This is a genomic window from Arthrobacter sp. ok909 (assembly GCF_900104405.1).
Taxonomy (GTDB): Bacteria; Actinomycetota; Actinomycetes; order Actinomycetales; family Micrococcaceae; genus Arthrobacter; species Arthrobacter humicola.
This window is the reverse complement of record NZ_FNJS01000006.1, coordinates 35,928-57,368: the sequence shown is the minus strand read 5'-3', so window position 1 is coordinate 57,368 and position 21,441 is coordinate 35,928. Positions and strand designations below refer to the sequence as shown.

Here is a 21,441-nt window from a genome sequence, read left to right as displayed (position 1 = left end):
CTGCGGTCAGTCGGTCCAGTCGAAGAAGCCCTTGCCGGTCTTGCGGCCCAGTTCTCCGCGGGCCACCTTGTCGCGGAGGATCTGCGGCGGGGCGAAGCGCTCCCCCAGGGTGGACTGCAGGTATTCCGCGATCCCGAGGCGCACGTCGAGGCCCACGATGTCGGTGGTCCGGAGCGGGCCGGTGGGGTGCTTGTAGCCCAGGACCATGGCGTTATCGATGTCCTCGGCGGATGCCACGCCCTCTTCGACCATGCGCATCGCTTCGAGGGCGATCGCGACGCCAAGCCTCGAGGAGGCGAAGCCGGGAGCGTCGTTGACGACGACGGCGGTCTTGCCGAGCGCCTCCACCCAACCGCGGGCGGCCTGGGCCAGGGCATGGGAGGTCTGTTCGCCGAGGACCACTTCGATCAGGGTCGACGCCGGCACCGGGTTGAAGAAGTGCAACCCCAGGAAGTTCTGCGGCCGCTTCAGCTCGCGGGCCAGCCCGTTGACGGACAGTGATGATGTGTTGGAGGCGAGGTAGGCGTCGTCGTCGAGCCGTTCCTCGATGCCGCGCAGGGCGGTGACCTTCAGGTCCCAGTCCTCCGGCACCGCCTCGACCACCAGGTGCCGGCCGGCGAAGCCGTCGTAGTCGACGGTGACGGCGAGCCGGGAGACCATCTCGTCCAGATTGCCGTCCACGGCGCCACGTTCGATGCTCTTGGCCGCGGCGGACTCGACCCGCTCGCGGGCGGCCTCGGCCGAAGCCTCGTCGCGCTCGACGACCAGGACATTGGCGCCCTTGATCAGGAAGGCGTGGGCGATGCCGGCGCCCATGCGGCCGCCGCCGAGGACCCCGACGGCTGCGGGAAGGTTGGCGGGGAGTACGGAGTTGCCCATGGCTAGTTCTTCTTCTCGGATTCGTTGTCTGCCGTCTTTGCGGCAGATTTCTTGTCGGATTTCTTGTCAGATTTCTTGTCCAGGAACGCTTGCATACGGTCGAATTTTGCCTGCGATTCGAAGAGGATCCCCTGCGCCAGCTGGTCGATGAGGGGGTGTGCCTCGGCCGGGGCATGGAACACGGACTTGGTGATCCGCACGGCGAGCGGGTCCTGCGCGGCGATCCGGTCGGCGAGCTTGTGCGCCGCGGCCATGAGTTCGGACGGTTCATGGATTTCGGTGATGAGGTTGACGGCCAGGGCGCGTTCTGCGCGCAGCACGGCGCCGGCGAGCAGCATCTCCTTGGCCACGGGCTCCCCGACAAGCTCTTTGAGGCGCCAGCTGGCACCGGCCGCGGCCAGGATGCCGAGGCCGGTTTCCGGGTTGCCGATCCGGATCGACGGGGTGCCGATCCGGAAGTCGGCGGCGTAGGCCAACTCGGCGCCGCCGCCGAGGCAGAAGCCGTCCAGGGCCGCGATGACGGGCATCGGCAGCTTGGCGATGCGGACGAAGATGGTGGAGTTGATGCCCTGCAGCGCGTCGTCCCGGCGGCGTTCGCGCAGCTGTCCGATGTCGGCGCCGGACGCGAAAACTCCGTCGGCGCCGGCGATGATGAGGATCCTGGGGTGCTGCTCGAGGTAGGCGCACACGGCGTGGAGTTCGTCGACCATCTGTTGGTCGATCGCGTTGCGGACCTCGGGGCGGTTGAGGACCACCACGACGCGGTCCTCGCGCTGTTCGACCAGGAGCGTGCTGAAGCCGGCCGGGTCGAGCGTCTCGGCCGCCACTACACGCGCTCCAGCAGCATGGCCGTGCCCTGGCCGACGCCGATGCACATGGTGGCGAGGCCGATTCTGGCGTCTTCGCGTTCCATCCGGCCCAGCAGCGTGATGGCGATCCGCGACCCGGACGAACCCAGCGGGTGGCCGAGGGAGATAGCGCCGCCGTCGCGGTTGACGATCTCCGGGTCCAGGCCGAGCCGGCGCATGCTGGCCAGGGACTGGGTCGCGAACGCTTCGTTGAGTTCGACGGCGCCGAGGTCACCGACGCTGAGCCCGGAGCGGGCGAGCACCTTCTGAGTGGCCGGGACGGGGCCGATGCCCATGATTTCGGGCTCACAGCCGGCCGAGGCGCCGTCGATGATGCGGGCGCGCGGCGTGAGGCCAAGCTTCTGGATGGCGGCTTCAGAGGCCACGATGATGGCGGAGGCGCCGTCGTTGAGGGTGGAGGAGTTGCCGGCGGTGACAATCGAGCCGCCCTTGACGACGGGCCGGAGCCCGGCGAGGACGTCCATGGTGGTGCCTGCCCGGGGTCCCTCGTCGGTGTCCACGACGGTCTCGCCCTTGCGGGACGTGACGGTCACGGGGACGATCTCGTCGGCGAAGCGGCCTGCGGCGATCGCGGCGAGAGCGCGTTCGTGGGAGCGGACGGCGAAGGCGTCGGCGTCCTCGCGGGAGATGCCGTCAACCCGTCCCACTTCCTCGGCCGTCTCCGGCATGGAGTAGGTCATCTTCCCGTCCCGGGCGAGCTCGCCCTTGGCGAACCGCGGGTTGACGAAACGCCACCCGATGGAGGTATCGAAGATTTCGCCGGGTTTCGCGAAGGCCGTCCGGGGCTTTTCCTGGACCCACGGCGCCCGGCTCATGGATTCGACGCCGCCTGCGATCACGATGTCGGCGGCACCGGACTTGATCATCTGGCTCGCCATGATGATGGCGCTGAGGCCGGAGGCGCACAGCCGGTTCACGGTGATGCCGGGGATGTGCAGGGGAAGCCCGGCCAGGAGAGTGGCCATCCGGGCCACGTTGCGGTTCTCTTCGCCGGCGCCGTTGGCGTTGCCGAGGATCACCTCGTCGATGCTGTCCGGGTCGACGCCGGCGCGGACCACGGCTTCGCGGACCACCAGTGCGGCCAGGTCATCGGGGCGGACCGCGGAGAGAGCGCCGCCGTAGCGGCCGACCGGGGTGCGGGCACCGCCTACAAGAAAAGCCTCGACCATGAGAACATCCTTCACCAAGAAAGCGGGGCCGGCAGCAGACTAATTTACCGACCGTTCGTTCTATAAAGATTACACGGCAGGGCAAGCGGGTCAACCGGATGCCGCCGGATTACGCGACGACGACGCCCAGTTGCGTTGCGAGCAGCGGGGCCAGCAGGGTGAGCTGGTAGTCGTCGATCACGAGTCCAGCCAGGCTGCCCAGGCCGCTGATCGTGCGGAAGTCGGTGCCGCGGAGGTCGAAGTCCTTCAGCCGGGCCCCGGTGAAATCGAGGGTGCCGATCGTGCAGTTCTTCAAGGCGACCCGGGTGGCGGCGCAGGAGCCCAGATCCAGCTCGTTGATGATGCAGTCGCTGATCTGCACGTCGGTGAGCTTGGATCCGCGCAGGTTCACGTAGTCGAGCTTGCCGCCGTCGATCCGCACAGACTGCCAGCCGCTTTCGTAGAGCTCCGCCGATCCCCAGCGGGGATTGCCGATCTCCACGTCGCGCAGGCTGGTCCGGGCGGCCGTCAGCACCGGGGCGTAGACCTCGGTGAGGATGCAGTCGCGGAAGGTGGCGCCGCGCAACTGGGTCTCATTGAACGACACCCCGGCGAACTCGCACTCGGCAAAGTCCGTGCCGCCAAGGTCCAGGCCGTCGGCCGACGCGCGGCTGTACCGGACGCCGTCGTACCGTACACCGCGCCGAAAGTCCGGGGCGGGCTCGTCCCGCAACTCCCCCGGCCGAACCGGCGCGAGGCGAGGGGCGGTGACTTTGGGCGCCTTGGCCGCCCCGGCGTGCCGGACCATCAGAGCGACTCGGCCTTGGCCGCGATTTCCGCCAGGTCCTTCGCGAGCGCCTTGCGGGTGATGCGCATGCCGAGCGGACCGAACACGGTGAGCATGATCTTGCTGAACCGGGTGGGGCTGGTGAGCTCGGCACCGAACGTCAGCGTGAGGTCAGTGCCGCCGTCGCGCTCCGCCAGGGAGAAGCGCGAGGTGTAGTCGGCGCCGCCCTGGAGAGCCTTTACGGTGGTGCCGCCGCCCCGGCCGTTCGACGGCGCCTCGCACTGGGAGACCCACATCTCCACCGTTTCCGAGCGCCCCATCATGGCGCGGGTTTCCTTCCAGCGGGTCCCCACGGCATAGGGGCCATCGGTGAGCATCTGGATCGCGTCAACGCCGGACAGGGTTGCGGCAGATGCGGGAATGTCCGACACCACCGCCCAGACCGAGTCCGCCGGAGCCTTGATGTGCTGCGTGAGAGTGGTCTTCTGGTCCATGACTCCGAGCCTAGCCCGGGGAGCGCCCGCCGGGAAAAGCCAACAGGGTTCGCCCCGCCCTGCCGTGGCCGGCGGCAACATCCACCGATCAGCTCGCGGCACCCTTTTTGGGCGAGGTCTCTTGAAGTAGTAAGCATGCTTTGTGTTATGGTGTTTGGACAGTGAATTTCTACCGGAAACGAAAGGTGGCCTGCACCATGGGTGTTGGAGACAAGATTCAGAACGAAGCGGAGCACCTTGGCGGCAAGGCCAAGGAAGCGGCAGGAAATGCGACTGACAACGACCGGCTGCGGGCCGAGGGCCAGCGCGACCAGGTCGTAGCCGATGCGAAGAAGGTCGGCGAAAACGTCAAGGACGCTGTCAAAAAGGACTAGTCCTTTCAAGAATTGCGGCGCCGGACTTTCCTTTGGGGGATGTCCGGCGTCGCTTTTTTGTGCCCTCCGGGCGAACATCCTGCAACAATGGCCGGAACAGCCACAGAGGGGACAGCATGGCACGCACCGAGGCAGACCACGGCAAGCCCGCAAGCCGGGGTTTCAGCAACGTCGACCTGAGCCAGGCCAGCGCCGCGGCCGGCGGTTCGCCGGTGCTGCGAGGTTACCTGGCGACGCCGAAGGGCGAGGGGCCTTTCCCGGCGGTCCTGATGATCCACGAAGCCTTCGGCCTCAACGACATCACTGTCCGCCACGCTGACAGGTTGGCGGCGGCGGGTTACCTGACGCTGGCCGTTGATCTGTTCAGCGACGGCGGCGCCCGCCGCTGCCTTGTGGCCACCATGCGAGCGCTGGCGGCGGGCGAGGGCCGGGCCTTCACCGATCTGGCGACAGCCCGGGACTGGTTGCTGGCATCCGGGCGTACCACCGGCAAAATCGGCGTGATCGGGTTCTGCATGGGCGGCGGTTTCGCCCTGCTCCTGGCCAATGACCGCTTCGACGCGGCGGCCGTCAACTACGGCCGGCTCCCCAAGAACCCCGAGAAGGCCCTGGCCGGCGCCTGCCCGGTGGTGGGCAACTTTGGCGGCAAGGACCGCAGCATTCCCGGCGGGGCGGCGAAGCTTGAGTCCGTCCTGGACCGGCTCGGAGTGGAGAACGATGTCAAGGAGTTCCCCTCGGCCGGGCACGCGTTCCTCAACGACGCGGAGGCCGGGCCGAGGGCGCTGCGGCCGCTCTTCCGGGTCATGGGCGTCGGCCCCGATCCGCAGTCGGCTCCGGAAGCGTGGCAGCGGATCGAGGACCACTTCGCTGAGCATCTGAAGGTCTGAGCATCTGAAGACCTGAGCATTTGAAGGTCTGAGCGCCCGCCTTTTCCGCATCGACTGCTCCGTAACCGCCCTCATGGCGTTCCAGAAGGGCGGTTACGGAGCAATCGACGGGCACACTAGTGGCGGCTCCTAGCTGTAGAGCTCGCTCTTGGGTGCGTTGTGCTTGACCTTCTGCCAGCCCATCCACAGCATGAGGGCGAAGAACGGAACGGTGGCGAGGGTCCACAGGCCCAGGTGGAAGACCTCGCCGGTCTTGCTGGTCATGGTGTCGAAGCCGATCAGCACGGTGATCGCAAGGAGCGCAAGCAGTCCGGCCCAGCTGGTCCAGGGCGAGCCCGGCATCGGGAGGCTGGAAACGCGGCCCTTCTGGTGGCGCAGCGCGATCTGGCTGGCGAAGATGGCGCCCCACGTGAAGATCACGCCGATCGAGGCGGTGTTCAGCGCGAGGTCGAAGGCGTGCGAGCCGCCCAGCCAGATGTTCAGCAGGATGCCCACGAGGTAGAAGGCGGCGATGGCGAGGATGGCCGCGTACGGCACGTGCCGCTTGGACATCTTGGTGAGCCACTGCGGGGCATGTCCGTTGTTGGCCATGGTGCGGAAGACGCGGCCGATCGAGTACAGCCCAGAGTTGCAGGAGGACAGGGCTGCGGTGATGACGATCATGTTCATGACATCGCCCACCCAGCCAAGGCCCATCTGGCCGAAGACGGTGACGAACGGGGACACGCCGGCCTTGTACTGATCCGACGGCAGCAGCATGGCCAGCAGCAGTACGGAACCGACGTAGAAGACCACAATGCGCAGTACGACGGCGCGGATCGCCTTGGGCACTTCGCGCTTGGCGTTTTCCATCTCGCCGGCGGTGATGCCGACGAGTTCGATGCCGTTGTACGCGAAGATCACGGCGTTCAGCACCAGGACCATGACGAGGGCGCCCTTGGGGAACATCCCGCCGTCGTCGGCAAAGAGGTTGGCCACCGAGGCGTGGCCCGCGCCCACCTTGGCGTTGGTGACCACCATGAAGGTGCCCACAGCCAGGAAGATCAGGATGGCGCCGACCTTGAGGCAGGATGCCCAGAATTCAAACTCGCCGAAAGCCTTGACGCTGAACAGGTTCACGGCCACCAGCAGAGCGAGCGCCGCAATCGCGGAGGCTTCCACCGGCACGTTGGGGAAGAAGAACTGGAAGTACAGGCCGATCGCGATCAGTTCCGCGATCCCGGTCATGCCCCAGTTGATGAAGTACATCCAGCCGGAGATGAAAGCGCCCTTTTTGCCGAACATTTCGCCGGCGTAGCTGACGAAGGAGCCCGAGGTCTGGCGGTACATGATGAGCTCGCCAAGTGCCCGCATCAGCAGGTAGGCGATCACGCCGGCAATGGCGTAGGAGAAGATCAGCGCCGGGCCGGTGGAGGCCAGACGACCGCCGGCTCCCATGAACAGGCCGACGCCGATTGCGCCGCCCATCGAGATCATCGTCACGTGGCGGCCGCTCAGGGTCTTCTTGTAGCCCTCGGCGCTGAGAGTCGAGTCGACGACGGCGGGTTGCGCCGGCGCGCTCTGAAGTTCGGTGGAAGTACTTTGTGGCACAACAGTTCCTTGCAGGTCGGATTAGGGCCGGGACGGGACCGGGATTCGGTTACACAACATGCGGGTTCGCCCCGGCGGGGCGGCAGCGTGTACCGAACCTCACAAAGTCAAAGCTTCGCTCGGCTCATCCATCGTACTAGAATTCCCGGCCGCACCGTGACGCGGGCAACACCAGACGGGCATTATTCCTAATTAATGATGACCGATCTGCTCAATGGCCGAATAATCTTCTATTTGCTGTCCACAAATCCCGGCGCATCGTTCAGTTGCGTTACGGCGCCGTCCCGCATGGCGTACCGGCGCCAGTTCCCGGCCTCGACGCCGTGCCCGGCGCGGTTCCCGCTGCTGTTTGCACGGGCGCACTTGCTGAACCACTCCCCCAGCGCGCGGTCATGGCTGACTATGACCAGCGTCCCTAGGAAGTCGGAGAGGGCCGCTTCAAGCTGTTCCACGAGGACGGGCGCCAGATGGTTGGTGGGTTCATCCACGAGCATGGTCCCGAACCCGCCGAGCAGGAGCCGGGCCAGCGCCAGCCTGCGTTGTTGCCCTGCGGAAAGGCTGCCCACCGGTACGTGGAATTCGCTGGTCCGGAAGAGCCCCAGGTGCAGCAATGCCTCGGCGTGCTCATCGATGTTGCCGCCCAGGCCCGCGGCAAAAGCAGGCAAGAGCCGCAATGCCGGACGCCGCGGGAGTTCCAACTCCTGCTGCAGGTACCCGATCCGGCCGTGCCTCACGACGGTGCCCTTGGCCGGTTCCAGCGTGCCCGCGAGCACGGAGAGCAGCGTGGACTTGCCTGCGCCATTGGGGCCTGTGATGAGGTTTTTCTGGCCCGCCTCCACCCGGAAGTCCGTGGCCTCCAGGCGGCCGTGCACGGCCACCCCGTTTGCTTCAAGAGCGGGACCCGTCGCAACGTCCGCCTGCAGATCCGTTGCCAGCTTCAAGGGCACCGGGGGACGGTCGATGGGGTTGGCCTCCAGCCGGCGGAGACGTTCCTGGGCATTGCGGACCTTGCTAGTGACCGCCTTTTGCCACGTGCCGGCCTTGAAGTCGAACCCCATTTTGTCGCCGTCGCGTTGGCGGGCATAGCCCATCCTTCCCGCGACTGTGTCCGCCTGGAGCCGTTCGGCAGCCATCGCGTCCAGCCACCCCTGGTATTGCTGCGCCCATCGCTGGCGTTCGGCAGCCTTCTCCCGCAAGTAACCTTCATAGCCGTTGCCATAGCGGTTGACCGTCCGGCGTTCGGCATCAACCTCAATCACGGTTGAGGCCACTTTGCGCAAGAGCACGCGGTCGTGGGAGACCACCACCACGGTTCCGCGGTGCGCCGCCAGCCGCGCCTCCAACCAGGCCGTACCGCTGGCGTCAAGGTGGTTGGTGGGTTCGTCCAGGAGGAGGATGTCCGCGGGATCGGCCAGTACGCAGGCGAGTGCCACGCGTTCCTGTTCCCCGCCGGAGAGTGAGCCCAGTGTCCGCATCCGGTCCAGCCCGCCCAGGCCCAGCCTGTCCAGCGCCGCCTCCACCCGGGATTCCGCGGCGTAGCCTTCCCGGAGCTGGTACTGCGTCTGCAGGTTTCCGTAGCGCTCCAGTTCGTCCGCTTCCGCACCGGCAAGCCCGTCCTCCAGCCGGTCCAGCTCGGCCTCCAGGGCGCGCAGCGATGCCAGTGCGGCGTCGATCGCGTCGCTGACGGTGAACTGATCGGGCAGGCCATGCGCCTGGGCAAGGTAGCCGACACGGCCTTGGCTGACGGCGGTGCCCTCGTCCGGGGCCTCGAGGCCGGCCAAAACCCGGAGCAGCGTTGATTTTCCCGCGCCGTTTTCGCCGACGACCGCCACATGTTCACCGGCCGTGATGGCCAGTTCGACGCCGGCAAAGAGCTGGCGGTCCCCATAACCATGGGATACGCCCGAAAGGCGGAGATGTTCGCTCAAGGAGTCCTCGCAAGTAAGTGCCCAGCCTGCCGGCGGCGGCTTGCGTCCTCAAGTATCGCACCGTCGACTCTTGCTGAGGTACCGAGGCGACTGCCGCATGGCGTACGTGACCGCGTCCCTGCGCCCCGGCGCTAGGCTGGGGGCATGGGCACAGCTCTCCGCACACCGCCGGCGCCGCAGCCGGAGCTTTACCGGTTCTCACGGCTGGACTTCATCACTGCCGGACTCTATGTGGCCGTGGCCGCATTCTTCGCCGTGGCGGGCGAACTGCTGGCGCCGCTGCTGCTGCGGTTGTCCCCCAATCCGGCCGTGGCGTCCTATGCGGTGAACCTGATCTTCTACGCAACCATCGGCATCCTGGCGCTGACCGCCGCGCGGCGCGTTGCCGCGCGGGACCTCCGCGTCCTGGCCACGAGGCCCTGGTTCACCGCGCTCATGGTGCCGCTGTCCGTGGTGGTGATGCTCATCCTCACCGCCGTGTTCGTGGCCGTCAGCGGGCCGGTGCAGACCTCCGCCAACCAGGCCGGGCTCCAGGCGCTCATGCAGCAGGTCCCGGTATGGCTCATGGTGCCCCTGCTGGTGATCGTGGGCCCGTTCGTCGAGGAGTACATCTTCCGCCACCTGCTGATCGGCAAGCTGAGCCGCCGGGTCAACCTCTGGCTGTGCTGCGGCCTGTCCGTGGTCCTGTTCGCGGCCCTGCACATCGTGGGCCAGGAGCAGATGACCCTGCAGGTGCTGATGCCGTACCTCGCCATGGGTGCCGTCCTGGTGTTCGTGTACGTCTGGACCGGCAAGAACGTGATGTTCTCCTACTTCGTCCACGCCTCCAAGAATCTTCTGGCGGTGGTCTTCATCTACGCGATTCCGCCGGAGGTCCTCGAACAGCTGCAGCGGATCCAGGGCTAGGCCGACGCCACGAACGGAGATGGCGGGAACGTCGGCGGAGGTCTTCCGGTGCGGACACCTACCGCCGGCCGTCCCGGCGTCGTAGGTTCTTCCCATGACACTGAACATTCAGATCGTGGTGGACTGCATCGACCCGCACGGGCTCGCCGACTGGTGGGCCGAAACCCTGGACTGGGCCGTGGAGCAGCAGGATGAGGGCTTCATCCGTTCCATGATCGAGCAGGGTTTCGCGACGGAGGCGGAAACCCTGACGCATCACGGCAAGCTCGTCTGGGGTGCCGGCGCCGCCATCGTCCCGCCCGAAGAACTCGACACCAAGGCGCCCGCCCGCCGCATCCTGTTCCAGTCGGTCCCCGAGGACAAGACCGTCAAGAACCGGGTTCACTGGGATGTGAGGCTGGCCGGCGCGGACAAGGATGAGGTGCGCGCCGCCCTGGAAGCGCGCGGCGCCACGTTCCTCTGGACGGCCCGCCAAGGACCCCACGAATGGCACACCATGGCGGACCCGGAAGGCAACGAGTTCTGCATCAGCTGAGCCGATTACTAGACTCGGACTGTGAGCAACGAAATCCCCGCCAAGGTATCCGACGTCTTTGACCCCCAGCGGTGGCGCACCGTGTCCGGTTTCGACGACTTCCAGGACATGACCTACCACCGCCAGGTGGAGCGCTCCGCCGACGGAGAGGTGGTCCGGGACCTGCCCACCGTGCGCATCGCCTTCAATCGCCCCGAGGTCCGCAACGCCTTCAGGCCCGGCACCGTGGACGAGCTCTACCGCGCCATGGACCACGCCCGGATGACCCCGGACGTGGCCACCGTGCTGCTCACCGGGAACGGCCCCTCCCCCAAGGACGGCGGCCACTCGTTCTGTTCGGGCGGGGACCAGCGGATCCGCGGCCGCGACGGGTACCGCTATGCCGAGGGGGAGACGAAGGAGACCATCGACCCGGCCCGCGCCGGCCGGCTCCACATCCTGGAGGTCCAGCGGCTCATGCGCACCATGCCCAAGGTGGTGATCGCCGTCGTCAACGGCTGGGCAGCCGGCGGCGGGCACTCCCTCCACGTGGTCTCGGACCTCACCATCGCCTCCCGCCAGCACGGCAAGTTCAAGCAGACCGACGCCACCGTGGGAAGCTTCGACGCCGGTTACGGCTCGGCCCTGTTGGCCCGTCAGATCGGCCAGAAGGCCGCCCGGGAAATCTTTTTCCTGGCCCGCGAATATTCCGCCGAAGACATGGTCCGGATGGGCGCGGTCAACGAGGCCGTGGACCACGAACGCCTCGAGGACGTCGCACTGGAGTACGCCGCCGACATCGCCCGGCAGTCCCCGCAGGCCATCCGCATGCTCAAGTTCGCGTTCAACCTGGCCGACGACGGTCTGGCCGGCCAGCAGGTCTTTGCCGGCGAAGCGACCCGTCTGGCCTACATGACCGACGAGGCCGTGGAAGGCAAGGACGCCTTCCTCGAAAAGCGCGACCCCGACTGGTCCAAATTCCCGTACTACTTCTAAGGCGCGCTGTGACTTCCGGAGCCATCAACATCGAACCTGCGCTCAAGGCGCTGGCTGCTGCCCTCCACGGCGAGGGACCCGCCGTCGAACTCTCCGCAGGGTCCGACGGCGCTCCGGTGCTGGCGTTCCCCGCAACGCCCGGCATCGAGGACGCAGCCGTCGTGGTGCGGACGTCCGGGTCCACGGGCACGCCGAAGGCAACCGTCCTCACCGTGGACGCCCTGGCGGCGTCGTCGATGGCGACCGCCTTTGCGCTGAAGGGCGAAGGCCAGTGGCTGCTGGCCCTCCCCGTGCAGTATGTGGCCGGCCTGCAAGTGCTGGTCCGTTCCCTCTTTGCGGGCACCCGCCCGTGGGTCATGGACATGTCCGGCGGCTTCACCCCGGAGGCCTTCACGGCCGCGGCTTTGGAGCTCACGGACAAGATCCGTTTCACCTCGCTGGTGCCCACCCAGCTGCAGCGGCTCCTGGACTCGCCCTCGGCCGAGACGCTGGCCGTGCTGCGGCGCTTCAACGCCGTCCTGCTCGGCGGCGGCCCCGCGGCCCCGGAGCTGCTCGCGGCGGCCCGTGACGCCGGAGTCAAGGTGGTGACCACCTACGGATCGGCCGAGACCTGCGGCGGGTGCGTGTACGACGGCTTCCCGCTCGAAGACGTCCTGGTCCGCGTGGCGGAAGACGGCCGCATCCTGCTGGGCGGGGCAACCGTCGCCGCCGGGTATCTGGATGCCCCCGAGCCCTCGGCCGGCGCCTTCATCGAAGAGGACGGCGTCCGCTGGTACCGGACCAACGACCTCGGCGAACTGGACGCCGACGGCCGGCTCACCGTGCTCGGGCGGGCCGACGACGTCGTCATCACCGGCGGCCTCAAGGTTTCGGCCGCGCACGTCCAAGCCGTGCTGGAAAAGCTCGACGGCGTGCGCGCCGCCTTCGTGGCCGGCGTGCCCTCCGCGGAGTGGGGCCACGCCCTGGCCGCGTACGTCGCGGTGGCCGACAGTTCCCCGGAAGGCCTGGCCGCGTTCGCCGACGGCCGGAACGAAACTTGGGGGACGGTGCTGGGTGCGCTGGCGCCGAAAACGGTCCTGCCCGCCGCGGAACTGCTCATGCTGCCCAACGGCAAGCCGGACCGCCTCGGCATGACGGTCCTGCTCGATGCCCTGCATCAGGGAAAATAGACAAGCGGCTTCCGGCTTCTGGCCGGGTATTGAACCAACCAACGAGCATTCAACGAACCAATGAGGTACTGACCGTGGCCACAGCCGCACAATGGATCCAAGGCGCCCGACTGCGCACCCTGCCCGCCGCGATTGCGCCGGTGCTGATCGGCAGCGCGGCGGCTTACGAGATGGATTCGTTCATCCTGCTGAACGCCGTGCTGGCCGCACTGGTCGCCCTGCTCCTGCAGATCGGTGTCAACTACGCCAACGACTACTCGGACGGCATCCGCGGTACGGATGAGGACCGGGTGGGCCCGCTCCGGCTGGTGGGCTCCGGCGCGGCCAAGCCCGAACAGGTCAAACGGGCCGCGTTCGCGGCATTCGGGCTGGCGATGCTGTTTGGCCTGATCCTGGTGATCATCACGCAGGCCTGGTGGCTCATCCTGGTCGGCATCGGCTGCGTGCTGGCCGCCTGGGGCTACACGGGCGGCAAGAACCCGTACGGCTACCTCGGCCTGGGCGACGTCTTTGTGTTTGTGTTCTTCGGCCTCGTGGCAACGCTGGGCACCACCTACACGCAGGCCGGCCAGCTCAGCCTCGCCGCCATTATCGGGGCGATCGGCACGGGGCTGATCGCGTGCGCCCTGCTGATGGCGAACAACGTCCGCGACATCCCGACCGACAGGAAGGCCGGAAAGAAGACCCTGGCCGTGCGGCTCGGCGACAAGCATGCCCGCGAAAGCTACGTCCTGATGCTCGCCGTCGCGATCCTTCTCGTGATCGTCCTGGCCCCGACCCGCCCGTGGATGCTGATTGTGCTGCTGCTGATCCCTGCCAGCCTCATGCCGTCCTGGCTCATGATCTCCGGGCGGCGCCGGAAGAGCCTCATCCCGGTCCTGAAACAGACCGGACTGATCAACCTCGGCTTCGCGGCACTGTTTTCACTGGGCCTCGTCCTGAGTCACGGCTTCTAGCACGCTATTTCCAAGCACGGATCCTAGTCCGCGGCCCCGAGCTGCTGCCGAGCCATGGCAGGCATTCCGGGCCGCCGGGTTCCGGCCCAGCGCTGTTAGGAGTCTTTGGGGCGGGCGTCCGTGTGGACGGCAATGTCGGGGTTCGCATCCACCATCCGGTCTTCGGCCTCGGCGTCAGCCACCTCGCCGGCACTGCGCAGCGGCTTGGCCTTACCCGAGAACCGGTGGTGGATGGTCGCGGTGGCCGCGTCGCGCTGCTTCTGGAAGAAGAGGAAGCTGATGGCGAAGGACATCATCCCGGCGCACAGCGCGGCCAGGAGCACCCCCAGCTGCAGATAGAGGAAAAGTGCGAAGAGAGGCGCAAACAGCGCCAACCGAATCAGGGAGTATTTGAGGAAAGCCACACCCCAAGTTTAGCCGCCAGGACGGCAGCCCGGCTGCGGCCGCCGAGCTTCCCGCGGCTGCGGCGCCCCTGGCCTGTCCGGGGGCAGTACCGGTGGCCGGAGCCGCGGGCCGGACCGGGGGCCGGTGATCGGCGCCGTCGGGCCGCTTGACGGCTAGACTGAAGATATGCTCCGTGTAGTGGTCCCGATCGTCATACTGGTCGTATTCGTCTATGGACTTGTCGACCTCATCCGGACTGACAAGCGGTTGACCAGGGGGATCTCCAAAACGGCCTGGATCTTCGTACAGATCCTCCTCCCCGTGGTCGGCGCCATCCTGTGGTTCCTGATCGGACGCCCCCGGGCCACGGACACCGCGCCCGTCGCCTACAGCCACCCCGTAGCCCCAGACGACGACCCCGATTTTCTGCGCAACCTTGAAATCCGCCGCCGCAATCAGGCCGAGGCCGACAGGCTCAAGAGGCTCAAGGACCAACTCGATGCCAAGGAGCGCAAGCTTGACGCCGGCAACGGGGACGCGAGCCGCCCGGAGAGCGCCGGCGATGCCCGCGAACCAGGCGACGCCGGCACGCAAGGTACCGACGAGGTCAAGTAGCAGTACTCCGGCCCTCATTCCCCCGGCCCACCAACTCCGCGCCATACTGACTGCGGCCATTCGCCCCAGATGGCCGGAATCCCCGCCTCAAAGTGGCCATCTCCGGCAAATGGCCCCCACTCATCCACTCCGCGGCTGCTGCTCACACGGCCCACTCCTCCCCCACACCCTGGCCGCTCTGTGGACAACTCCCGAGCCTCCTCGATGCGGGCGCAGAATGCTCATATGCGCGAGCCCAGTGAGCTACCCCCGCACCTTCGACACCGGCCCTTCACCGTGGCCGAGGCCCGCACTGCCGGGCTGAGCCGACGACGGACCCGGGCCCAGGATCTCGCCAGCCCCTGTTACGGAGTGCGCGCCACCGCCGCCGCCCCGGATAGTTTGCTGGCACGCGTGCACGCCCTGACGGCGGTGACGGGCGCAGTCGTGAGCCATCTGTCTGCGGCCGTGCTGTGGGGCTTCCCCCTGCCGCGCGCCTTGGAGAACCTGGCTGTCACGAATGGCCGCCAAACGGGGTAGCTTGGCGGCCATTCGTGGCGGATCGCGGAGGCGTTGCAGCCCTGGGGTGCGGTTTACAGCCCCGAGTAGGAGTGCAGGCCGTTGAAGAACTGGTTCACGATCGTGAAGTTGAAGACCACGCACAGGTAGCCGACGATCGAGAGCCAGGCGGCACGGGTTCCGGTCCAGCCACGAGTGGCGCGGGCGTGCAGGTAGCCGGCGTAAACCACCCAGATCACGAAGGTCCAGACTTCCTTCGTGTCCCAGCCCCAGAACCGGCCCCAGGCCTTCTCCGCCCAGATGGCGCCGAACATGAGCGTGAACGTCCAGCCGACGAACGCGATCGCGTTGATGCGGTAGGACAGGTTCTCCAGGCTCAGGGCGTTCGGCACGAGGCGCATGAATCCCAGCTTGTCGGCACCTCCCGCGGCGATGGTCTTCTGCCGGTGCGACTGCACGAGCTGCAGCGCGGACATGGCGAAGGTCAGGGTGAACAGGGCCGAGGACATCACGGCGATGGAGACGTGGATGATCAGCCAGTAGCTCTGCAGCGCGGGCACGAGGTGCCCCACGGGCGTCCAGAAGGCGATGGAGGCCGCAACGAGCATGATGATGGCCAGGCCGATCACGAACGTGCCCAGGAAGCGCAGGTCGCGGCGGATCAGGACCAGCAGGAAGACGGCAACGGCCACGAAGGCACCGGTGGTGAGGAATTCGTACATGTTGCCCCACGGCACCCGTCCCGCGCCGAGCGCACGGGTGATCACGCCGGCCGCATGGATTGCGGCGCCCAGGACGGTCAGCGCGACAGCCACCCGCGCGGGGACCCGCCGCTCGCCGCCGTAGCGCATGCTGCCGTCGGCGGTGTAGCCCGCCCCTGCCGCGCCGCTACGGCCGGAGGAAGACGACGTCGGACGTTCGGCACGGCCGACGGGCCCGCTGACATCCGAATCGGCGCGGTCAGCGTCGCCTCCGGCGGCCACCGCACCGACTCCGACAGGGACGCGCGCGGCCGCGGCCGTCTGCCCGGAGAGTTCCGCCGCCTTGAGGTCCACAGCCCGCAGCATCTTGCTGCTCTTGGCCAGGTCCCAGGCGAAGGCGATGAAGGCCACTGTGTATGTGCCGGCGGCCAGCAACATGAAGAGCTCGCTGTACTGGCCCATGGTTTCGTTGATCGCGAACAGCATTACTGATCCTTCTTCGACTCAGAGGAGCCGGCTGTTGACTGAATGAAGTCTTCTTCGGGGTGTTCAGGGGAGGCGTTCGTGCCGCCGGCACCGCTCTCGGCGGTAGCCGCCCGGTCATTATCCGCCGTCCTGCTGGGAGCGGGCTGGGAACCGGGCGCGGCGTCCTCGCCCAGCAGCCATTCGCTGGACAGGAGTTTGCGGATGGCCGCGGCTTCCCCGGCCAGGCGGTGGTCCTCGCCGCGGGCCAGGAGACCATATTCCACCATGGTGCGGCCGTCCTCGTGGGTGCCGGTCCGGACCCAGACGCGGCGGCGGTTCACGTAGAGCGAGGTGACCAGCCCGGCGACGGCCAGGAGCGCGAAGATCAGCGCGTAGAGCTGGCCGGGGTTGTGGTGGATGTCCACGCCGACGTAGCGCTTCACGCCGTCGAAGCTGATGGATCCCTTGCCGTCGGGCAGCGTGTAGCTGCTCCCGGGCGCCAGGACGATGCCCTTGGTGGGCAGGTTCCGCGCATTGAGCGGCGTCAGCTTCTTGACGTCGAGTTCGAAGACGTTCTGGGGTGCTCCCGCGTTCAGGCCGAGATCGCCGAAGTACGAGTTCAGGGTCAGCTGCGGGTTGATGAGCTCCGGATCACCGCTGAAGGACACGCCCTTGTCGGTGATGAAGGCCGTCGGCAGGAAGAACCCTGCGAACGCGAGCTGCTCCGGCTTGGCGTCCGGGACCTTGATGACCACGGAAGAGTAGTAGTTCTCGCCCTGGAGTTTGGCGACCACGGGCCCCTGCATGGCGATGTTCCCGGCGGCGTCGCGGACAGTGACCACGGGGGCGTAGCCGTTGCCCGTGAGGTACACGCTGGTGCCGCCGAGGCTCAGGGGGTCGTTGACCTTGAGCAGTTCCTTCTTGGCCGGCGCGTCCGGGTTTTCCTTCGTGGTCACTTCGGCCGTGAAATCGATGGGCTGTCCGAACTTGCCCTTGGATTCACGGTCGAAGGTGATGTCGAACTTGTCCAGCTGGACGGAATACGGCTGGAGCTGGCTGCTCTGGAAGTTGGTGCCGGGCGTGAACTGGTCATAGCCGACCAGGGTGTTGACGAAGGTGTCGCCCTCCACCAGGATCCGCTGCCCGCTGTAGCCGAAGAGGCCGCCGGCCGCCACCGAGACCAGCACCCCGATCAGCGCTGTGTGGAAGACGAGGTTACCGACTTCCCTCAGGAAGCCGCGCTCGGCCCCGAGGGAGGGCCGCTCGCCGTCGCGGTCCCGGACATCAACCCGGTATCCGCGCTTCTTCAGCAGCTCCGCGGCGTCGGAGATAGCCGCCGACGCCGGGATCCCGGCGTCGGCCGGAATCACCAGGGTGCCGTATTCGGGGAGCCGGGACAGCCGTGCCGGGGTGCGCGGAGGCTGGGAACGCATCGCTTTGTAGTGCGCGATGGCGCGCGGGATCACGCAGCCGATCAGCGAGATAAACAGCAGGAGGTAGATCGCGGAAAACCACGCCGAGGAGTAGACGTCGTAGAGCTGGACCGAGTCCAGGATCTTGCCGTAGTCCGGGTGGTCCTGGATGTACTGCGTGACAATCGACGGGTTGGCGGGCCGCTGCGGGAACAGCGAGCCGGGCACGGCGGCGACAGCCAGCAGCAGGAGCAGGAACAGGGCCGTGCGCATGCTGGTCAGCTGCGTCCACGCCCAGCGGAGCATGCCCAACGGACCCAGCGAGGGCATGACGGCCTCGGACTTGGGGGACTTCTTCTTCTTTACGTTCACGCGCTCGCTCATCAGATCGGCAATTTCACATCGGTTTGGAACCAGTACTGCAACCCGGAGACCCAGGTACCCCACACGCCGCTGGCCATCAGGATGCCGAGCAGGACAAGGATGCCGCCGCCGGTGCGCTGGATGGCGAGCCGGTGCTTGCGGAAGAAAGACATCACGCCGATGCCGCGGCGCACAGCCAGCGCGATCAGCAGGAACGGGATGCCCAGCCCAAGGCTATACACGAAGGCCAGGAACGCCCCCTTCGCCGCGGACGAGCCGCCGGAGAGGCTGAGGAGCTGGACGGCGGAATAGGTGGGACCGATGCACGGGGCCCAGCCCAGCCCGAAGGTGATGCCGAGCAAGGGCGCACCCCATAGTCCGGCCGGCGGTTTGGCATGGATCTTGGCATCGCGCTGGAGCCAACCGAAGCCGCCCATGAACACCACGCCCATGATGATCACCAGGATGCCCAGGAACTGGGTGATCCACTTGTTCTGCGAGCCGGTGATGAGGCTGCCCAGCTGCCCGAACGCCCCGCCAAGCAGCACGAAGATCACGGAGAAGCCAAGGACGAAGAGCCCGATTCCGGCCAGCATGCGGCCGCGCCTTTGTTTCTGCAGGTCGACGCCGGTCAGCCCAGTGACGTAGCCGAGGTATCCGGGGACGAGCGGAAGGACGCAGGGAGAGAGGAAGGAGACAAACCCGGCCAGGAGGGCAACGGGAATGGCCAGCAGGAGCGATCCGTTCAGGATGGCTTCGGCGAAGGGGCTGTTCACAGTGTGGACCGCGCTACTCGGCCACGGCGGCGGCGATGAGGGATTTGAGGGTGCCCTGCTGGATTTCGCCGAGCACCCGGGACGCGACGCGGCCCTGCTTGTCCAGCACGAGGGTGGTGGGCACAGCGCCGGGGGGCACGAGGCCGGAGACGGCCAGCAGTACGGCGCCGTCTTTGTCGTTGAAGCTTGGGTACGTCAGCTTGAAGGTCTGGTCGAACGCGTCGGCCGTGGGTTTTTCGTCGCGCAGGTTGACGCCGAAGAACTGCACGCCTTGGTTCTTGAATTCCTGGTGCAGCGACTCGAGGGTGGGCGCTTCGACCCGGCAGGGGGCGCACGCGGCGAACCAGAAGTTCAGCACGGTGACTTTGCCGGTGAAGTCCGCGGAGGTGACGGCGGTTCCGTCGAACAGCGTCCCCTTGAGCTCCACGGGACTCTTGCGGTCCGCGACGGCGAATTCGGTCACGGATCCGTCGCCGGCCACGTAGTTCTTGTTGTCCCCGGCTTTGGCCTGCTTGGCGAGGGCATCGTCCTGGGCGCAGCCGGACAGCCCGAACACGACGGCGAGGGCGGCCCCGCCGGCCGTCAGGACGTTGCGGCGGGACAGCGGAGTCCCGGCGCGTCGGTTCTCTGCCATGGTCAGGCTCCCGGGGTGCTGGCGGCACCGGGCAAGAGGGCGGCAGCAGGCTCGCTGTAGTCAACCCGCACGAGCACGCCGGCGTCGTCGAACACCAGGGACGTCAGCGAGGTCAGCGTGCACTCGCGCTTCCGCGGATCATGCCACAGCGGGCGGCCCTCGGCACTGAGCCGCGTGGCCCAGATGGGCAGCTGGTGGCTGACCAGGATGGCTTCGGCCCCGTCACCGCCAAGCTCGATCGCCCGGACGCGTGCGTCCTGGACCGCCGCAATGACCCGCGCAGCCTGCTCCTTGTAGGGCTCACCCCAGGACGGCCGGAGCGGGTTGTACAGCTTGGTCCAGTGCTTGGGCCGGAGCAGCTCCGCCTTGGAGACGTGAAGACCCTCAAAGTAGTTGGCCGCCTCGATAATGCGGGCGTCGGTGGCGATCTCAAGGCCCAGGGCCGCGGCAATCGGCTGGGCCGTCTCCTGCGCGCGGGTCAGCGGCGACGACGCCAGGTGGACGATCCGGGCCCCTTGTTCGGACCGCTCGCTGAAGTGTTCGGCCAGCGTGCGGGCCATCTCCCGGCCGAGTTCGGAGAGGTGGAATTCCGGCAGCCTGCCGTACAGGACACCATCGGGATTGTGGACCTCGCCGTGGCGGAGCAAATGAACAGTGGCTTGGGGCATGTCTACCAGTTTCTCAAAGATGACGGTCGATCTGAAATCTTCTACGGAAGGTAGAACTGAAGAGTTTTGAAAAATGTTCCCTGGAGTTGGAATAAAAGATGCAAATGCATGTTTATACTGGGTGAAGCAGTTAGTTGAGATTTCAACCAATGAGGTTTCAAGTAACGATCAGACGAACCGCAGCAGGACCCACCCGACTCAAGGAGCATCACCATGGCACTTCCCGCAAACGTCACCACCGGCACCTGGACCCTCGACCCGTCGCACAGCGAGATCGGGTTCACCGTCCGCCACGCAGGCATCAGCAAGGTCCGCGGCCAGTTCACCGACGCCGCAGCCACGCTGGACCTCTCCGAGAACGTCACCGACTCCAAGGTGAGCGCTTCGATCAAGACCGCGAGCTTCGACTCCGGCGATGCCAACCGCGACGGCCACGTCCGCGGCGAGGACTTCTTCGACGTCGAGAAGTTCCCGGAGATCTCCTTCGTCTCCAACACCATCGTCCCCAAGGGCGACGCCTATGAACTCCAGGGCGACCTCACCATCAAGGGCATCACCCGCCCGGTGGCCCTCGAGACCGAATTCAACGGTGTGGCCGTCGATCCGTTCGGCAACACCCGCGCCGGACTCACCGCCGAAACCACCATCAGCCGGAAGGACTTCGGCCTGACCTGGAACGCAGTCCTCGAAGCCGGCGGCGTGCTGGTCAGCGACAAGGTTGCCATCAACCTGGAACTGGCCTTCATCGCTCCCGCGGCATAGTCATTACTCTCCCCGCTGGCCACTCGACGCCGGGTGGCCGGTTCCGGCGCCCTGCTTCATCTTCGCGATGAAGCAGGGCGCTGTTGTTTGTGTTGCTGGTTCCGCTGCAGCTTCCGCTGCTGTTTCCGCGCGCGCTTCGCGGGCTGAGGCGGGGCGGTGGAGGCCTGCCGGGCTTCTTCATCAGCCTGGCAGCAACCGCGCTGATGTGGCTGCCAAATTCACAGGCTTGGTTTGTCGCCCATCGGGGCCGAACCTAGGCCTGCCGCGCCCCGGGATTCCGTCTGATGGCAGTGGCGGACGCGTGGCCCAACCGCCCGTCCCGCTTGCCGTCCAGCCGCGGCCCAACCGGTGGACGAAAGAGGGTTGAGAATACCTCTGCGGAATGATCCGCACGGCGGCCGGCCCGCGGTACGGTGGAGCTAAACCATGCTGGGGGCAGGGCAGGATCGCTGGTCCCGGTGGCCGATTCCGTGATCGACTCGCAAAGGACCGCTTCATGAGCAACCCTCCAGTCCCGCCTTCACCTCCCAACGGCTCCGAGCCGGGAGGGGAGTCCACCCCGGCCGACGGTCAGAACGCGCCGCAGACTCCGCAGTACGGCCAGCAGACCCCGCCGGCCTACGGCCAAAACGCCCCGCAGACCCCGCAATACGGCCAGCAGACCCC

Annotated in this window: 23 protein-coding genes; 10 read left to right on the top strand and 13 right to left on the bottom strand. The window is 67.0% G+C overall.

The genetic code is table 11. The features are described 5' to 3' along the window. Positions 1-6 precede the first annotated feature (6 nt). The 5 genes from BLR03_RS06855 to BLR03_RS06835 all read right to left on the bottom strand — a co-directional run bounded on the left by BLR03_RS06855 (position 7) and on the right by BLR03_RS06835 (position 4,177). Positions 7-879, bottom strand: coding sequence for a 3-hydroxyacyl-CoA dehydrogenase family protein (locus BLR03_RS06855; protein ID WP_091251101.1), 873 nt, complete (start codon positions 877-879; stop codon positions 7-9). A gap of 2 nt (positions 880-881) precedes the next feature. Continuing rightward, positions 882-1,706, bottom strand: a complete 825-nt coding sequence (locus BLR03_RS06850) for an enoyl-CoA hydratase/isomerase family protein (RefSeq protein ID WP_091251099.1) — start codon at positions 1,704-1,706, stop codon at positions 882-884. After that, positions 1,706-2,917 (bottom strand): thiolase family protein, encoded by a 1,212-nt coding sequence (locus BLR03_RS06845; protein WP_091251097.1) that lies wholly within the window; start codon positions 2,915-2,917, stop codon positions 1,706-1,708. Before BLR03_RS06845 ends, BLR03_RS06850 begins: the two co-directional genes overlap by 1 nt. A 109-nt stretch (positions 2,918-3,026) precedes the next feature. After that, positions 3,027-3,704: a pentapeptide repeat-containing protein gene (locus tag BLR03_RS06840; protein WP_091251096.1), complete on the bottom strand. Its 678-nt coding sequence runs from the start codon at positions 3,702-3,704 to the stop codon at positions 3,027-3,029. Continuing rightward, positions 3,704-4,177 carry an SRPBCC family protein gene (locus BLR03_RS06835; RefSeq protein WP_091251094.1) on the bottom strand — a complete coding sequence of 158 codons (474 nt, stop codon included), beginning with the start codon at positions 4,175-4,177 and terminating at the stop codon, positions 3,704-3,706. Before BLR03_RS06835 ends, BLR03_RS06840 begins: the two co-directional genes overlap by 1 nt. A 197-nt stretch (positions 4,178-4,374) precedes the next feature. Here BLR03_RS06835 and BLR03_RS06830 point away from each other — a divergent pair, with 197 nt between their 5' ends. Together BLR03_RS06830 and BLR03_RS06825 are read left to right on the top strand one after the other, a co-directional pair. Then, positions 4,375-4,551 carry a CsbD family protein gene (locus tag BLR03_RS06830; protein WP_091251322.1) on the top strand — a complete coding sequence of 59 codons (177 nt, stop codon included), beginning with the start codon at positions 4,375-4,377 and terminating at the stop codon, positions 4,549-4,551. A 116-nt stretch (positions 4,552-4,667) separates the two neighbouring features. Then, entirely contained in the window at positions 4,668-5,438 is a 771-nt protein-coding gene (locus BLR03_RS06825; RefSeq protein WP_091251093.1) for a dienelactone hydrolase family protein, read from the top strand. A gap of 129 nt (positions 5,439-5,567) precedes the next feature. On the opposite strand, the gene BLR03_RS06820 is transcribed toward BLR03_RS06825, so the two are convergent. Together BLR03_RS06820 and BLR03_RS06815 are read right to left on the bottom strand one after the other, a co-directional pair. Beyond that, complete coding sequence (locus BLR03_RS06820) at positions 5,568-7,028, bottom strand: amino acid permease (protein WP_091251092.1); 1,461 nt, start codon at positions 7,026-7,028, stop codon at positions 5,568-5,570. 230 nt (positions 7,029-7,258) lie between these two features. Further along, positions 7,259-8,956 (bottom strand): ABC-F family ATP-binding cassette domain-containing protein, encoded by a 1,698-nt coding sequence (locus tag BLR03_RS06815; RefSeq protein WP_091251090.1) that lies wholly within the window; start codon positions 8,954-8,956, stop codon positions 7,259-7,261. A 144-nt stretch (positions 8,957-9,100) separates the two neighbouring features. Here BLR03_RS06815 and BLR03_RS06810 point away from each other — a divergent pair, with 144 nt between their 5' ends. The 5 genes from BLR03_RS06810 to BLR03_RS06790 all read left to right on the top strand — a co-directional run bounded on the left by BLR03_RS06810 (position 9,101) and on the right by BLR03_RS06790 (position 13,497). Next, positions 9,101-9,862 carry a CPBP family intramembrane glutamic endopeptidase gene (locus tag BLR03_RS06810; protein WP_091251089.1) on the top strand — a complete coding sequence of 254 codons (762 nt, stop codon included), beginning with the start codon at positions 9,101-9,103 and terminating at the stop codon, positions 9,860-9,862. Positions 9,863-9,956: 94 nt separating this feature from the next. After that, positions 9,957-10,397 (top strand): VOC family protein, encoded by a 441-nt coding sequence (locus BLR03_RS06805; RefSeq protein ID WP_091251087.1) that lies wholly within the window; start codon positions 9,957-9,959, stop codon positions 10,395-10,397. A 21-nt stretch (positions 10,398-10,418) separates the two neighbouring features. Continuing rightward, complete coding sequence (locus tag BLR03_RS06800) at positions 10,419-11,372, top strand: 1,4-dihydroxy-2-naphthoyl-CoA synthase (RefSeq protein WP_091251086.1); 954 nt, start codon at positions 10,419-10,421, stop codon at positions 11,370-11,372. An 8-nt stretch (positions 11,373-11,380) separates the two neighbouring features. Next, positions 11,381-12,541: an AMP-binding protein gene (locus BLR03_RS06795; RefSeq protein ID WP_254788231.1), complete on the top strand. Its 1,161-nt coding sequence runs from the start codon at positions 11,381-11,383 to the stop codon at positions 12,539-12,541. Between the two features lie 74 nt (positions 12,542-12,615). Continuing rightward, positions 12,616-13,497 carry a 1,4-dihydroxy-2-naphthoate polyprenyltransferase gene (locus BLR03_RS06790; protein ID WP_091251084.1) on the top strand — a complete coding sequence of 294 codons (882 nt, stop codon included), beginning with the start codon at positions 12,616-12,618 and terminating at the stop codon, positions 13,495-13,497. A gap of 95 nt (positions 13,498-13,592) precedes the next feature. Here BLR03_RS06790 and BLR03_RS06785 read toward each other — a convergent pair whose 3' ends face one another. Next, positions 13,593-13,901, bottom strand: coding sequence for a DUF4229 domain-containing protein (locus tag BLR03_RS06785; protein ID WP_091251082.1), 309 nt, complete (start codon positions 13,899-13,901; stop codon positions 13,593-13,595). A gap of 166 nt (positions 13,902-14,067) precedes the next feature. Between BLR03_RS06785 and BLR03_RS06780 the strand changes: the two genes are divergently transcribed. Continuing rightward, entirely contained in the window at positions 14,068-14,496 is a 429-nt protein-coding gene (locus BLR03_RS06780) for a PLD nuclease N-terminal domain-containing protein (RefSeq protein WP_091251080.1), read from the top strand. Between the two features lie 225 nt (positions 14,497-14,721). Further along, positions 14,722-15,015, top strand: a complete 294-nt coding sequence (locus BLR03_RS06775) for a hypothetical protein (protein ID WP_091251079.1) — start codon at positions 14,722-14,724, stop codon at positions 15,013-15,015. A 53-nt stretch (positions 15,016-15,068) separates the two neighbouring features. Here the strand turns inward: BLR03_RS06775 and ccsB are convergent, their stop codons facing one another. The 5 genes from ccsB to BLR03_RS06750 are packed head-to-tail and all read right to left on the bottom strand — an operon-like array spanning position 15,069 to position 20,013. Continuing rightward, entirely contained in the window at positions 15,069-16,181 is a 1,113-nt protein-coding gene (gene ccsB / locus BLR03_RS06770) for a c-type cytochrome biogenesis protein CcsB (RefSeq protein ID WP_175460431.1), read from the bottom strand. Beyond that, positions 16,181-17,956 (bottom strand): cytochrome c biogenesis protein ResB, encoded by a 1,776-nt coding sequence (locus BLR03_RS06765; RefSeq protein WP_091251078.1) that lies wholly within the window; start codon positions 17,954-17,956, stop codon positions 16,181-16,183. Before BLR03_RS06765 ends, ccsB begins: the two co-directional genes overlap by 1 nt. Beyond that, entirely contained in the window at positions 17,956-18,711 is a 756-nt protein-coding gene (locus tag BLR03_RS06760; protein ID WP_091251076.1) for a cytochrome c biogenesis CcdA family protein, read from the bottom strand. The genes BLR03_RS06765 and BLR03_RS06760 overlap by 1 nt, the downstream gene beginning before the upstream one ends. 13 nt (positions 18,712-18,724) lie before the next feature. Continuing rightward, entirely contained in the window at positions 18,725-19,345 is a 621-nt protein-coding gene (locus BLR03_RS06755; RefSeq protein ID WP_091251074.1) for a TlpA family protein disulfide reductase, read from the bottom strand. 2 nt (positions 19,346-19,347) lie between these two features. After that, positions 19,348-20,013, bottom strand: a complete 666-nt coding sequence (locus BLR03_RS06750) for a histidine phosphatase family protein (protein ID WP_091251073.1) — start codon at positions 20,011-20,013, stop codon at positions 19,348-19,350. A 213-nt stretch (positions 20,014-20,226) separates the two neighbouring features. Between BLR03_RS06750 and BLR03_RS06745 the strand changes: the two genes are divergently transcribed. Further along, complete coding sequence (locus BLR03_RS06745; RefSeq protein WP_091251071.1) at positions 20,227-20,775, top strand: YceI family protein; 549 nt, start codon at positions 20,227-20,229, stop codon at positions 20,773-20,775. Positions 20,776-21,441: the final 666 nt, after the last annotated feature.